This window comes from Candidatus Rokuibacteriota bacterium (assembly GCA_016188005.1).
GTDB lineage: Bacteria > Methylomirabilota > Methylomirabilia > Rokubacteriales > CSP1-6 > UBA12499.
In genome coordinates this window covers 17,080-30,731 of sequence record JACPIQ010000087.1, presented here as the reverse complement: position 1 = coordinate 30,731, position 13,652 = coordinate 17,080, and the positions used below count along the sequence as shown (strand labels likewise).

Annotated in this window: 11 protein-coding genes; all 11 read right to left on the bottom strand. The window is 70.9% G+C overall.

The window, feature by feature from the left end; all coding sequences use genetic code 11:
- Nucleotides 1–357 precede the first annotated feature (357 nt).
- On the bottom strand, nucleotides 358–1,362 hold the full coding sequence (locus tag HYV93_17805; GenBank protein ID MBI2527825.1) for a glycosyltransferase: 1,005 nt from the start codon (nucleotides 1,360–1,362) through the stop codon (nucleotides 358–360).
- Nucleotides 1,363–1,442: 80 nt separating this feature from the next.
- Nucleotides 1,443–2,585, bottom strand: a complete 1,143-nt coding sequence (locus HYV93_17800) for a glycosyltransferase family 4 protein (GenBank protein ID MBI2527824.1) — start codon at nucleotides 2,583–2,585, stop codon at nucleotides 1,443–1,445.
- An 8-nt stretch (nucleotides 2,586–2,593) separates the two neighbouring features.
- A complete protein-coding gene (locus tag HYV93_17795) occupies nucleotides 2,594–3,583 on the bottom strand; it encodes a glycosyltransferase family 2 protein (GenBank protein MBI2527823.1) in 990 nt (329 codons plus the stop codon).
- Between the two features lie 40 nt (nucleotides 3,584–3,623).
- Nucleotides 3,624–4,571 (bottom strand): glycosyltransferase, encoded by a 948-nt coding sequence (locus tag HYV93_17790; GenBank protein MBI2527822.1) that lies wholly within the window; start codon nucleotides 4,569–4,571, stop codon nucleotides 3,624–3,626.
- A gap of 20 nt (nucleotides 4,572–4,591) precedes the next feature.
- Nucleotides 4,592–5,539 (bottom strand): NAD(P)-dependent oxidoreductase, encoded by a 948-nt coding sequence (locus HYV93_17785; protein ID MBI2527821.1) that lies wholly within the window; start codon nucleotides 5,537–5,539, stop codon nucleotides 4,592–4,594.
- Nucleotides 5,536–6,702 carry a glycosyltransferase family 4 protein gene (locus tag HYV93_17780; GenBank protein ID MBI2527820.1) on the bottom strand — a complete coding sequence of 389 codons (1,167 nt, stop codon included), beginning with the start codon at nucleotides 6,700–6,702 and terminating at the stop codon, nucleotides 5,536–5,538. The genes HYV93_17785 and HYV93_17780 overlap by 4 nt, the downstream gene beginning before the upstream one ends.
- A complete protein-coding gene (locus tag HYV93_17775) occupies nucleotides 6,699–7,892 on the bottom strand; it encodes a glycosyltransferase family 4 protein (GenBank protein MBI2527819.1) in 1,194 nt (397 codons plus the stop codon). The genes HYV93_17780 and HYV93_17775 overlap by 4 nt, the downstream gene beginning before the upstream one ends.
- 13 nt (nucleotides 7,893–7,905) lie before the next feature.
- Nucleotides 7,906–10,155 carry a hypothetical protein gene (locus HYV93_17770; GenBank protein MBI2527818.1) on the bottom strand — a complete coding sequence of 750 codons (2,250 nt, stop codon included), beginning with the start codon at nucleotides 10,153–10,155 and terminating at the stop codon, nucleotides 7,906–7,908.
- Nucleotides 10,156–10,162: 7 nt separating this feature from the next.
- On the bottom strand, nucleotides 10,163–11,797 hold the full coding sequence (locus HYV93_17765; GenBank protein MBI2527817.1) for an O-antigen ligase family protein: 1,635 nt from the start codon (nucleotides 11,795–11,797) through the stop codon (nucleotides 10,163–10,165).
- Nucleotides 11,775–12,578, bottom strand: coding sequence for an ABC transporter permease (locus HYV93_17760; GenBank protein ID MBI2527816.1), 804 nt, complete (start codon nucleotides 12,576–12,578; stop codon nucleotides 11,775–11,777). The genes HYV93_17765 and HYV93_17760 overlap by 23 nt, the downstream gene beginning before the upstream one ends.
- Nucleotides 12,575–13,651 (bottom strand): ABC transporter ATP-binding protein, encoded by a 1,077-nt coding sequence (locus HYV93_17755; GenBank protein ID MBI2527815.1) that lies wholly within the window; start codon nucleotides 13,649–13,651, stop codon nucleotides 12,575–12,577. The genes HYV93_17760 and HYV93_17755 overlap by 4 nt, the downstream gene beginning before the upstream one ends.
- Nucleotide 13,652: the final 1 nt, after the last annotated feature.

Below are 13,652 nucleotides of genomic sequence, written 5' to 3'. Positions count from 1 at the left end.
GTCGTACACCGCCGCTCGATGATCACCAGCGGCAGGACACGTCCCGTCTCCAGGGCACTCCTTGAAGAAGATGCGCGATGAAGCGCTGACGCTACTTCCCCTACCGACTACATCTACTTTTCCCCCACCGGCCGTGACAATCTCGTCGCGACCCGCCATGCCGCCGCTCTTGAGGACGCCGAAGCGCCGGCAGGCCGCATCGTGGGAGCTGAGCCACGGCGCCTCGCCGCCCGTGCAGAGATGCGCCACGCCCTCGAGCCCGACGAACTGCGACTTCGGGATGAGGCTCACGAGCGCGACAGTAGCACAGGCGCCGGCGGGACGGCATCAGGCGCGGCGCCCCTGGGCCCGGTCCCGTCAGAGCAGGAGGGACCGGAAGCGGATGCTCCCCGCGAGGAGCACGAGGAAGGCGAGCGCGTCGCGCGGGGCATAGAGGAGCACCCGGAGGAGCCGGAGAGGGCCGCGGAGCGTGCGCGTGGGCTCCGAGGCCCGGATCGCGGCATAGGGCGCCCACGCGACGAGCGCCAGCGGCGTCGCCCACGCCAGCGCGGTGCCCGCCAGGCCCAGCGCGAAGCCGGCCTGCGCGCGGTCGAGGAAGCATCCCCAGACGAAGAACGGCCGGAGCTCGGGCACCGCGCCCTTGAGCCGCGGCCAGATGAACAGCCGCTTGCTGAACAGCCAGCGCCACGGCGTGATGGGCACCAGCGCGTGGTACACGACGGCGTCCCGCGCGAACCGGCTCGTCCATCCGAGGCGCTTCACGCGCCAGGCGAGCTCCACATCCTCCCCTCCCATGGGGGTCTCGGCACGGGGTGTGAGATCGACACCGAACCCGCCGGCCTGCTCGAAGGCCGCCCTCCGGTAGAAGATGTTCGCGCACTCGTAGATGAAATTCTCCTCCTCCACCTCCACGTGCCACGTGAAGATGCCGGGGGTGCCTGCCGGATCGCCCAGGGTGCGACCCTGCACGAGCCCGACCCCCTCGGCGAAGGCCGCCAGCCCGGCGCGGAGCCAGCCCGGGGCCGCCTGGCAGTCGCTGTCCATGAAGGCCACGATCTCGCCGCGCGCCTGCCGCGCGCCGAGGTTGCGCGACGGCCCCGGCCCCTCGGCGGGCTTGGCCCAGCACCGGAGCGCGCAGGGGGCCTCCCGGGCGAGCGCGGCGACCAGGCGGAGATTGGCGCCGTCGGGGGAGCTATCCACGACGATGACCTCGTAGGCGTCGGGCTCGAGGTCCTGAGCGAGGAGGGACCCGAGCGCCATGCGGACCATCTCGGTGCGCTTGTACGCCGGCACGACCACGGTCACGCGCGGCCCCGGCTCCGGACGGGCGCCCGCCGGTCCGTCAGGGTCTGCCGTGTCCATGCCTGGCTCCCAGGAGCTCCGCGCGGAGATCCAGCGGCGCCGTTCGGCAGACGAGTGCCGGAGACGCGCTCCCGTAACGTTCAGGTCCCACGGCCCAGTTCATAGGCCGTCTTATAGACGTCGAGCAGCTTCGCCGCCGTACCTTCCCAGGTGAATTGGGCAGACCGTCCTAACCCATTCCTCACGAGTTCCTTCGACAGGGCTTCGTTCGTCAGGACCTGCTCCATCGCGCCGGCCACACCTTGGACGTCCACTGGATCCACGAGTAGGGCCGCGCCTGCACACACCTCTTCCATGGCAGGGATCCGGCTCGCGATCACCGGAGTTCCGCAGGCCATCGCTTCGAGGGGTGGGAGACCGAAACCTTCCGCAAGCGAAGGACACACCACCATCCGCGCCCGGTTCATGAACATGCGGAGGTCTCGCCATGGCACGTACCCGGTGAACACGACCTTGTCGTGCAGGTCCAGGTGTTCTACGAGGCGTCTCAGCTCTTGCCTGTATCCGGTGCCAGTCTCGAAGCGCTCGCCGCCGACGATGACCAGGCTCAGGCTCTCGAACTCGGGTCCTCGAGCCCGCAGACGCGCAAACGCGCGAATGAGGGTGTGAATGTTCTTGTTCCGCTCCAGGAGGCCCGCAAACAAGACAAACCCGTCCAACGTCGCGTAGCGATCGAAACGGAAGTCATGCGCCTGGTCATCAACGTAGAAGGTGGAAGGATCGACCGCTGCTCCAGTGATGAACACCTTGTCGCCGGGGACTCCGTAGTACTTGACGATGTCATTCCGGCTGGCGTTCGACAGTGTCGCAATGCATGTGGATCGGGACGCGCTCCGCCGAAACAGGTAGCTCTTGATCCACGTGACAGTGCCCTTGAATGACTCAGGATTCGTCTTGTAATCGACGTCGCACACCTGCAGGACACTTGTCTTGCATCCCCACAGGGGCAGTGCTCGCTGTGTGTGAATGACATCGAGACGATCGCTCCGGTAGACATAGGGGAGCAAGAGCAGGCGCTGAAACCAGGGATTCGTGAATGGCAAGACCCGGATCGTGAAGCTCGAAGGCAGTTGTTCCTGCTTCAGAGTATGGCGCTTGTCGACGTAGATGACATACTCGTTCTCGTCGTCGATCTTGGCCAGCTGACGGATCACCTGAAACAGGAAGGTCTCAACTCCGCCCTTCTTCTTCCCAAGGATGTGGGCGTCAATGCCGATACGCATGTGTGTGCTCACGACCGCCCGGCAACCATGCCTCTCCGCTTGCCGAGCCGGACGGGAGGGAAGAGCCTGGCGCTGAAGAGACGGCCCACCTCGGAGTCCCTGAGCTTCCTTCCCACCTGTGTCTTCCTCCGCCTGCGGAGCGTGTCGCGCAGAGCATGGATATTCCAGGCAATGGCCCTCAGCTTGGCCAGCCTTGGCGGACGCGCCGCCGCGTCTATCAGCGAATACAGAAGATAGATGGGCAGATACCTCGCAAGGCAGGCGGTGCCGTAGTGCTTGAGCATCGACCTGAGCCTGTTCTTGCAGGAGTGGAAGACTATGCGCTCGCCCATCCTGCTGATCGTCTCGCTGACGCTATGGTAGGCCACGGCCTCTGGAATGCTTACCGCGCGGAACCCCAGAAGGTTGAGGCTCCAGCCAAGGTCCGAGTCCTCGTAGCCGTAGAAGAATGTCTCGTCGAAGCCGCCGGCCATCTCGAAAGAGTCCCTGCGCACCATCGCAGCCGCGCTGCACACGAAAAGCGACTCGACGGGCTTGCAGGGCAGAACGTCCGTGCCCCCCTCGTGCTGATTCCACGCCAGTCCTATCCTGCTCATTGCCCCGCCGAAGGAGTTGACCTTTGCCTTGTTGCTGACGTAAAGGAGCTTGCCTCCCACCATTGCCACATCCCTGTTGGCGCGCAGGACACCCACGGTGTGTTCCAGCCACCGGGGGTCCAAGACGACGTCGCTGTCGAGGAAGGCGATGAACTCCGATGAGGACCGCGAGACAGCGATGTTTCTGCAATGCGCCGGTCCCAGGTTTGTGCCGCTCTCCAGAACCTTGACCCATGCGTGGCGGCGTCTTATCTCGTCGGCGGTCCCGTCCTCTGACGCGTCATCCACCACAAGGCACTCCCAGTCGCCGTAGGTCTGGCGCCTTATGGATTCCAGGCAAGCATCTATTATCCGGCGGTTGTTGTGCGCCGGTATGACGATCGCTATCGATGGAGCGACCATGGATTGACCCTTGAACCCTCGCCGCCGTCGGGTCGGACGCTCAGAGGATCAGGCACCGGTGGCGGATGCTCCCCTGGAGGAGCAGCCCCAGGGAGGCCAGGTCGCGGGCGAGATACGGCAGGATGCGCAGCGGCCGGAGCAGCCCCGGGAAGGACCGGCTCGCCGGAGCGCCGCGGTACAGGGCGTAGGGCAGCCCGAGCACGAGGGGCCACGGCCCCATCCACGCGAGCCCGGCGCCGACCAGACCCAGCACCAGCAGGGCCTGGCCGCGGTCCCAGAAGTACCGCGCGACGAGGAACCGGCGCAGCTCCGGGAATTTCCTCACGAGCCGGGGCCAGACCACGAGCCGCCGGGCCACGAGCCACCGCGACACCGAGATGGGCACCACCTCGTGGTAGACGATCGAGTCCGGCGCGAAGCGGCTCTGCCAGCCGTGGCGCTTCACCGTCCACGCGAGCTCGACGTCCTCACCACCGAGCGGCGACTGGGCCAGGGGCGTCGCGTCCGCGGCAAACCCCCCGGCCTGCTCGAAGGCCGCCCGGCGGTACAGCATGTTCGTGCACTCGTAGACGAAGTATTCCTCCTCGTTCATCGGGTACCAGGTGAAGACACCGAGGCGGCCGGCCGGATCCGGCAGCGTCTTGCCCTGGACGATCCCGACCTCCGGGCCGAAGGCCGCCAGGCTCGCGCGGAGCCATCCCGGATGTGCCTGGCAGTCGCTGTCCATGAACGCGATGATGTCCGCGCGCGCCTGGCGCGCCCCCAGGTTGCGCGAGGGGCCAGGCCCCTCCGGGGGCTTCGCGTAGCAGCGGAGCGCGCAGAGCGCCTGCGGCTGCAGCGCGTCGACGAGCCCCCGGATGCGGTCGTCCGGCGAGCTGTCCACGACGACGAGCTCGTACTCCTCCTTGGGCAGATCCTGGCCGAGCACGGAGAGGATCGCCTTGCGGGCGAGCTCGGGCCGCCCGTAGGTGGGGACCACCACTGACACGCGCGGTCGTGCCGTGTGGGTCAACGGGAACCACCCAGACAGTGGCGGACCGCGTCGCCGATGGCCGAAACCACCTCGCCGTGGCCAGGCACCGCGAGCCCCAGCCGGCTGACCGTGTCCTCCATGTCCAGCACCACGGCCCTGGCCTCGCCGGGCAGCACGGGGTTGTCCCAGTCGATCTTCAGGGCGTAGCCGCGGCGTCGGAGGATGCCCTGGACCATCGCGCCCACCTCGCCATTGGTCAGCCCCCGCCCCGTGCCGACGTTGAGCGCGACGATACCTCCGGGCGCCCAGGGGTGCTCGGCCGCGGCGAGGATCACGTCGACAGCGTAGCGCACGGGCACGTAGTCCCGCACGAGCCGGCCCCGGCCACGGGCCTGCGCGGGAAGGGCGCCGTCGGGATGCTTCACGGCATGGCCCACCAGGTACGGGATCAGCCCCCGGCAGCCCGCCCCCGTGATATTGCCCAGTCGCAGGGACACGGCTGCCCCGCCCGTCGCCCGCGCCCACTCGGCGCAGGCCATCTCGGCCATGGCCTTGGACATCCCATAGCTCCCCACGGGGTTGACCTTCCGCCAGTCGGGGCGCGCCGGCGTCCTCCCGCCATGGCCGTAGACGGCGCTCGAGGAGGCGAACACGAGACGCGCGGGGCGCGCGGCCGAGAGCACCGTGAGGGTGCCCTGCACGTTGGTCGCGACCAGGTCCGCCAGCTCCGAGAAGGGAATCACGACCTCGGCGAGAGCAGCCAGGTGGATCACGGTGGCCACGCGCTCGCCGCCGAGGAACCGGAGACTTGCCGGGTCGCGGATGTCGGCGACGAGCGCCTGGAATGCCGCCGGCTCGCTGGCCGGGAGCAGGTCGAGCCCGGCGAGGGCGCCGCCGCCCGCCCGCGCCTCGAGGGCCGCGCAGAGGTGCGAGCCGATGAAGCCCGAGGACCCGGTGACCAGCACTCGCGGCGAGGCTGTCACGGGCGCCCCTCCGTCATGGCCGGCGCGGGCCAGTCGGGACACAGCGACCGGTAGAGATCCTCGACCCTGGGCCCGAGCACCTCCCACGAGAACCTCGCCGCATGCGCGCGGCACCGCTCGCGGGTTCCTGGGCGCTCTGACAGCGCCAGGCCCTCGAGGATGGCCGCCGCGAGCCCCTCGTCGTTCTTCGTCTCCTCCCCGTCCGTTCCGGGGTCGAAGAGCACGCCAACGTCCTCGCCCATGAACTCTGGCAGGCCGCCGTGATCTGTCGCCACGACGGGGGTCCCCGCCGCCCACGCCTCGAACATGGCGCTGCCCGACGGCTCCCACATGGACGGCAGCACCATCACGCTCCCCTGCCCGTAGAGCGCGGGAAGATCTTCCGGCCGCCCGAGCCCGCGGACCTCGATGTCCCGGGCCACGTCCGCCGACAGGCCGCCGGTGGTCTCGGCCCGCACGTCCGGCGACAGGCGCCCGGAGAGCACGAGGCGCGCCGCCGGCACCTTCGACTTGACCCGCGCGAAGGCGCGGACCAGGGCGCGGAGGCCCTTGCGGCGGACGTCGAAGTCGGCCACGCCGAGGATGACCGGCCGGCGGTCGGCGGGTCCCCCGCCCAGGGGGAAGAACTCGAGATCCACCGGCGGGGTCATCACCGGCGGGCTGATCCCGTAGTGCTGGCGGATCAGGGCGCTGACGAAGTCGCTGCACGCGGCGACGTGGTCCGCGCGCCGGATCGCCTCACGGATGATCATGCGGTCAGGCGGGAAGCGGCGGTGGTATGCGCCCGGGATCGGCGCCCCGTTCAGCTGGAGCGCGGTCCGGTGACGCCCCAGGGAGCGCGTCAAGCTCGCCGCCAGCGAGTCGGTGAAGGACCAGCTGTGCACGACGTCGGGCCTGAGCGCCATGATGCTCCGCGCGGCGCTCAGGAGGAACAGGTGCGAGGGCTCCAGCCTGAGTCGCCCCATCAGCGGGTGCCACCACCGCCGGTGGAGGATGCGCCGGCCCGCGTCGGTGGTCTCGACCAGACCCCGCCCGGGCCTGGTCGACACCGTGGTCACGTCCCAGCCCCGCCGGTGGAGGTAGCGCGCCAGCCCGTCCATGTGCCGCTCGCTGCCCCGGCGGACGTATGGCCAGCAGTGGACGTGGGTGAGCACGATCCTCATGCCCTGCGGCCTCGCGCGCCCCGCTCCGGACCCGTGGCCGCGGGGGCGGGCCCTGCGCCCCGGGCCAGGCGGGTGAGCAGCGCCTCGAACGCGGGACCGACGGCGGCCCAGCCGAAGCGCTCGGCATGTGCGCGGCACCGGAGCGCCGTTCCGGGATCGCGGCTCAGGTCGAGCGCCCCGAGCATGGACCGGGTGAGGCCGGCCTCGTTGGTCGGCTCGGGCCCGTCCACGCCCGGATCGAAGAGCCGCCCGACGCCGTCGTCGCTGATGAGCTCGGGGATGGCGCCGTGGCGGGCCCCGACGACCGGCGTGCCCGTGGCCATGGACTCGAGGATCACCATGCCGAAGGCCTCCCAGAGCGCGGGCAGCACCGAGATGGCCGCGCTCCCGAAGAGCCCCGGGAGCCCTTCGATCTCCCCGGCGCCGAGGAAATGCAGGTCCCCCCTCCACCGCGGCGACACGAGCGCGGTCAGTTGCGTCCGGGTCCGATCGCTCACCGCGCTGGAGACGTGCAGCACCGCCTCGGGCCGGACCGCCTTGAGGCGGTCGAAGGCCCCCACGAGGAGCCGCCCGCCCTTGCGCCGGTCGTCCAGGGCCGCGGCGCACAGGATCACGGGTCGCGCGTGGTCCCGGCTGCGGTTGAGGGCGAAGCGGGCCGTGTCCACGGGCACGGGCAGGCGGATGCCGGCGCGGCCGAAGCGGAGGGTCAACCCGGCCTGCATGTAGTCGCTCAGGGCAATCACCTCGTCGGCGTCGCGAACGGCCCGCCGGAGCACCGCGCCGCCGAGGGTGAGCGAGCGGACGTATCGCACGGGGGGCGCCAGGCTGTTCACCCAGAAGATGCAGGGCGTGCCCGTCAGCTTCCTCGCCAGAATCGCCGCCCAGGTGTCGAGAAAGGTGCAGCAAAGGACGACGTCGTAGCGCCCGCGGAGCAGACTCAGCAGGCAGGGCAGGAAGAAGGCGTGGAACTCCAGGACACCCATCCGGGCCAGCGACGGGTGCCACAGGCGCCGGTGGCAGACCGTCCTGTAGCCGTCGCTCTCGCGGACCTCGCCCCGGCCCGGCCTGCCCGAGATGATCGTCACGGCATGGCCCCGCTCGCCGAGGAAACGCGCCAGCTCGTTGATGAAGCGCTCGCCGCCGCGGCGCACATACGGCCACGTGGTCGGGTTGGTGATCGCGATCCGCATCCCGCGACTCCGGTCAGGGGGGTGTTCGCCCCGAGCTCCCCGACCCGCCGGAAGCGAGCGCGCCGGGGATCTCGATGGAGGTCACCGAGCGGGCGGGAAAGGTGTACTCGAACTCCGGCCCGACCCGGGCGAGCATCCGCGCGGTGATGCCGACCTCGCCCGGCTTGCCCTGGTAGAAGCGCGGGTCGGGCTGGGCTTCGACCTGTCGCCCCCACGCCGGCCCCCGCGGAGGCTGGGTGCCCGTGTTGGCGTCGATCCCGGTCCCGGCGAGCGTCCGCGCCGTCGCGCGCCCCTCCGGTCTGAAGCCCCCGAGCCGGATGCGGGCCCTGACGGGGCTGTCGAGGTGCTTGTTGATGGCCATGAGGAAGAGCGTTCGCCCGTCGGCGCCGCGGCTCGACACCACCTCGAGGTAGGGGACCGCTCGCACAGCCTCCATCCAGCCCACCGCCTGGCTGTCATAGGTCGGGGAGGAGACCGACGTCGGCACCAGCACCGACCCGAAGTGGCGCGTGTACATCTGCATGGCGTAGTAGGGCGCCGTCGGCAGGTACTGCCCGTCGGCAGGGGGCAGCGTGAGGTGCGCGGCCCTGCGCGGCTGGATCCAGCCCATGTAGCCCGGCTCGTTGAGCTTGAAGGCGTTGGCGATCTCCATCCTCGGGGACTCGATGAACGCCTTCAGCGTGCTGGCGACGAAGAGGCCCGAGCCCAGGGTCTTCACGTGGTCCACCCACCGGCTCTTGATGTCGAAGTGGAAGAACGGCCCCCACTCGGTCACCGCGAGCTTGATGCCGGCCATCCGGGCGGGCGCGTAGGTCTCGATCTGCCTGGACAGGGTCTCGAGGTTCCGCCTGATGAGCAGCGGGGCCGCCAGCATGGCCGCGTAGACGGTGCGCGCGTCCTCCCCTCGATCGTCGAACATTGCGGGGAAGTAGCCGTTGTGCACCGCCAGGTAGTCCATCTCGGCGCCCGCGCGGATGAGGACCTCCCGGTTCCAGCCCGGGAAGAAGTTGCTCCTCTGGCGACCGAAGTTCTCGCCGCCGATGGCGAGAAGCCTGATCGCGGGGTCGGCCTGCCTCATGGCCCGGGCGAAGGCCAGGAAGCGGTCCGTGTACTCGCGGGGCGGGATGGCCGCATTCGCCGGGTCGTCGCTCTTGATGTAGAACTCGTTGCCGATCTCCCAGTGGACCACCTGGCGTGACGGTCCCTGCCGGTTCACATACCTCACCCAGTCCGCCGCCTCCTGCGGCGTGCCCGTGTTGGCGTTGACGGTGATCAGGAGCCGGGCGCCTGTCGCCTCGGCGAAGGTCAGGGCCTCGTCCGTGCCGAAGGTGTGGCGCGACCGGGCACCCCCCGGCTGGTGCAGGGTCTCCCGCCGCGAGGCCTGGGGCCCGACGCCGTCGCGCCAGTGATAGTGGTCGGCGAAGGAGCCGCCCGGAAACCGCAGCAGCGGCGGGCCGAGCTCCCGGGTCAGCCGCACCAGCTCCTGGCTCACGGCGTTGTGGTCCCGGAAATCGACGATCATGTTGCCGCCGTGGATCCACTCGAGGTTGTGGCCGTAGAGGGCGCGGGGGATCTCCCGCAAGGCCGTTGCCGCATCGACGCTCACCTCGGCCGCGAGGGGGCCGGCGGGCGCGCGTCCCGGGCCCGTCGCCCGATCGTCCGCCTCGAGGACGACGTCGTCGAAGAACGCAGCCCCGCTCGTCCCCTCGACCTGGCAGTGCAGGACGACCACGAGGGCCGAGGAGTCGGTGGGAACGTCGAGCCTGCCTTCCTTGTGGACGAGCCGCGTCCCTCCCGCCGCCTGCGCCAGACGCACGCTCGCCAGGGGCTGGCCGCTCCGGTTCACGACGTATGCGGCGAGGACCGCCGTGGCACCTCCGTCGGCGCCGAGCCATCCCGCCACGCGCAGCCGCTGGCCGCGGAACGCGTCGGCGGGAAACCCCTGGCCCAGGTTCAGCGCCAGGATGTCCGGCGTGTTGCTCCGGTTCGGACGCAGCTCGAGCGCCCACTGGCCTCCGTGCGCCCGGTCCCGGACCACCCGGACCTCTCCCTTCCGCTTCACCCGCTCCTCGAGCACCCAGCCCTTCGGAAGGGCGCCTTCGTTGTCCTCGAAGCCCGGGTTGGCCACGGCGTTGCCGCTCCTCGCCTGGGGCGCGAGGCCCCCGTGGAGTCCCAGCCCGATGGCGAGGACGACGAGCCCCACCAGCACGGCCTTGCCGCGTCCGGGACCCCGCATGGCGCTGCCGGGCGGAGGCTGCGACATCACCCGATCATAGCAAGCGGTCCCCCGCTTCGCCGCCACCCCGCGGCCACGGAACCCCCTGGCGCCCATCGGGCGCGCCGGCATCCTGTTGCGCCAGGGACGGGATGGCGTTCAGCAGGCCGACCACGAGGGCGAAGGAGTACGTGTCCGGATCGATCCAGAGCGCCGCCTCCTGGAGGCCGTGGACGTGGACGGCGAGAGTCCCCACGAACAGCCCCAGCCCCGCCGCCGCCCACACGGGCCCCGGCGCTCGAAGGGCCCGCACGCCCATCACGGTGACACCCACGAGGAACAGCAGGAACGCCAGCAGGCCCACGGCGCCGGTCTCGGCGAGCAGGAGGAGATAGATGTTGTGCACCCACGCCGTCACCCGGAGATCCAGGACGGTCCGCACGTGCTCGCCGATCAGGAGAAACACGTCGACCTCGGGCTCGCCCCGTCGAGCCAGCACATCGGAGTAGTTGTTCAGGCCCACGCCCATCAGGGGGGCCGACTGCCAGATCTCCAGCGCGATCCGGTCGTGCTTGGCGCGGAACTCGAGCATCTCCCTGAGGTCTTCCGTGAGCCGGGTCTCGATGGGCCTCGCCAGGGGGAGCAGCACCAGCGTGCCGAGGAAGAGGCCGACGCAGAGGACCCCGAGCGCGCGCTCGACCCGGACCACCCGAAGCGCGGCCAGGCCGATCGCGAGGACCACCGCCTGGACCAGCACCAGGGTCCAGGAGGTGCGCGAGAGGGTGACGGCGATGCCCACGAGGGCGACCAGCCCGGTGACCGCGCAGGCGGCGCGCGCCCGCCGCCCGAGGGGGGCCGCTCCCAGGGCGAGGAAGAGGGGCCCCACGAGCAGCAGGTAGAGCGCCATGGTGTTCGGATGGCCGAATGTCCCCTCCGCTCGCCGGTACCCCTCGGGAGTCACCCCCTCCAGGAGGGCGCGAAGCTCCGCCCCGTCCTCGACGCCGAGGAGGGCGGCGAGCCCCGGGCGGGTTCCGGTCGCGACGTAGGTGATGCCCATGGTGGCCTGGATGAGCACGGCCGCCGCGAATCCGGCGACGCAGGCCCACCACTCGGCCGCGCGCACGTTGAACCGGACGTACCAGAGGATCAAGACGATCCGCGCGACCCGCAGCATCTCGAAGGCGCCCCAGTCCATCCGCCGCGCGCCGAGCACCGACAGGAGGCACGCGGCCACGAACGGCGCCAGCCACGGCCACACGGCGGGACCCAGCGGCAGCGCGGCGCGCTTGCGGGCGATGCGCTCGTACGCCCAGAGCGCCAGCAGGGCCGCCAGGAAGATGTCCGAGGGGTTCCAGTAGGGCCCGTAGGAGCCGGACTCGCGCAGCACCTCGACCGACTCGAAGAAGTAGTTGCGGTTGTAGGTCAGCGAGACGACCCAGCAGAAGAGCAGCGCCTGCCGGGGGCGGCGCGAGACCGCCGCGAAGATGCAGATGGCCATGACGGCGATGGCGGCGACCGCCCGCCTGAGGGGCAACTGGGCGAGGAACAGGGCGACCCCGCAGGCGGCGAGGCCGACCACGGCGGCGAGCGCAAGCGTGGCGAGGGAGCCGTGTCGGGCCCGGTCGCGCCCGCCGGCGTCGGGGCCCGGCCCCCCCGGGCGGCCGGCCTCAGTACTCGACCAGCGACCCATGCCGCTTGGCGATCCGCACCGCGGCGCCGAAGGCGCCGAATCCGAGCGCGAGGAGCCCCGCGGCGAAGGCCGCCAGCGCGAGCAGCGTCCCCGCCAGCTCGCGGAACCCGTCGCCGTGCAGCAGGGCCAGGCGCATCCCATCCAGCGCGTGGGTCAGGGGCACGGCCGCGGCCACGCGCTGCAGCCACGCGGGCAGGAGCGAGGTCGGAAAGACCACCCCGCTCAGGAGGATCACGATCAGGCCCGCGGTGGCCAGGAGGGCCTCGCCGCGCTTGAGCAGCATGACGACGCTGGCCCAGAGGACACCGACCCCGGCGAAGCAGAGGACGGTCAGCACGAAGATGGCGAGAGCGGAGCGGAGGTTGGCGCTCCGCAGGCTCACGCCGTAGAGCACGCCGCCCACCACGACGTAGAGCACGAAGCGGAACGCGCTGAAGCAATAGCTCCACAGTGACGAGTACGCGAGGATGACCGGGAGCCGGGCCGGAGACATCAGGGTCGCCTCGAGCGTCCCGGTGAGCTGGCCCTCGCGGATCTGGCCGGCGAAGGTCGTGAGGCTCACCCCCACGCAGTCGGTGAGCGCCAGACCGATCAGCATGAACGCCAGGTAATTGCCGCCATAGGGCGCCAGGGCCGGGCTCACCGAGGGGTCGATGAGCTTGCCCACGAAGTAGAAGACGACGAGCAGCATGAGGTTGCCGGTGAGCCCCGCCGCGAACGAGGCCCGGTAGCTGAGCGCGATCAGGGCGTCGCGCTTGAGGAAGGCCCACGCGAGCCTCACGGCGTCCCCTCGTCGGCGAGCACCAGGGAGCAGAACACCTCGTCGAACGGGACGGTGTCGGCCTCGCACCGGACGATCTCGCCGCCGGCCCGGAGGACCGCCTCGAGGGCGCGCGAGAGGCCGGCGCTGCCCCGGACCGTGCGCACGCGAAGGACGCGGCCGAGATCGGTCTCGCCGTCGTCCCGCGCCTCGATGAGGCCGGCCGCGGGCGCCGGGTGGAGCTGTCCGTCGAGCCGTGGACCCCGATAGGTGACGTGGTGGACCTCGTGGTCGTTCCGCGCCTGGTAGCGCTCCCGGATCTCCGGGACCGTCCCCTGGGCCAGGAGCCGCCCGCGGCTCAGGATGAGCACGCGATCACACATCTGCTCGGCCTCGGAGAGCTGGTTCGTGGCGATCACGTGGGTCTGCCAGGGCGCCGCGGCGCGCCGCGCCTGGATCCAGCGGCGGATGGCCTGCGCGCTCACCGGGTCCAGGCTCCGGGTCGGCTCGTCGTAGCACACCGCGGGGGCGTCCCGGAGCAGCCCGCGGGCGATGGCGAGCTTCTGCTTCATGCCCGAGGAGTAGCTCTGGTACGGCGCGTCGGCCGCCGCCACGAGGCCGAGGGCATCGAGGAGCTCGGCGGCCCGCGCCTCCAGCTGCGCCCCCGTGAGCCCGTAGAGCGCCCCGAAGAAGGCCAGGTTCTGCCGGCCCGTGAGCCGCGCGTAGAAGCTCCGCTCGTCGCATGTCACGAGCCCCAGGAGCCCCCGCGCTCGCCGGGGCTCCGCCACGACGTCCCCGCCGTCGAGCAGGACACGTCCGCTGCTCGGGTGGATCAAGGTGGCGATGATCTTCAGCAGCGTCGTCTTCCCCGCGCCGTTGGGCCCGAGGAGCCCGATCATCTCCCCCGGTCGTACCGAGAAGGAGACGTCGCGGAGGGCCTCGACACCAGTCCCCCGGCCACCGCGGCGCCGGGCGAACAACCACGGGCCCCCGTAGCATTTCGACACCCGGTCCACGACCAGCAGGGGATCGGCGCGCCCGTGGCGCCGCCGGTCCAGCCACGCCTCCCGCCCGCGCACCGTCCGGGCCGTCACG

Excerpts from the sequence above, each read along its gene's own strand:
- HYV93_17805 (MBI2527825.1), bottom strand. The coding sequence starts at position 1,362 with ATGGACACGGCAGACCCTGACGGACCGGCGGGCGCCCGTCCGGAGCCG.
- HYV93_17800 (MBI2527824.1), bottom strand. The coding sequence starts at position 2,585 with ATGCGTATCGGCATTGACGCCCACATCCTTGGGAAGAAGAAGGGCGGA.
- HYV93_17795 (MBI2527823.1), bottom strand. The coding sequence starts at position 3,583 with ATGGTCGCTCCATCGATAGCGATCGTCATACCGGCGCACAACAACCGC.
- HYV93_17780 (MBI2527820.1), bottom strand. The coding sequence starts at position 6,702 with ATGAGGATCGTGCTCACCCACGTCCACTGCTGGCCATACGTCCGCCGG.
- HYV93_17775 (MBI2527819.1), bottom strand. The coding sequence starts at position 7,892 with ATGCGGATCGCGATCACCAACCCGACCACGTGGCCGTATGTGCGCCGC.
- HYV93_17770 (MBI2527818.1), bottom strand. The coding sequence starts at position 10,155 with ATGTCGCAGCCTCCGCCCGGCAGCGCCATGCGGGGTCCCGGACGCGGC.
- HYV93_17765 (MBI2527817.1), bottom strand. The coding sequence starts at position 11,797 with ATGGGTCGCTGGTCGAGTACTGAGGCCGGCCGCCCGGGGGGGCCGGGC.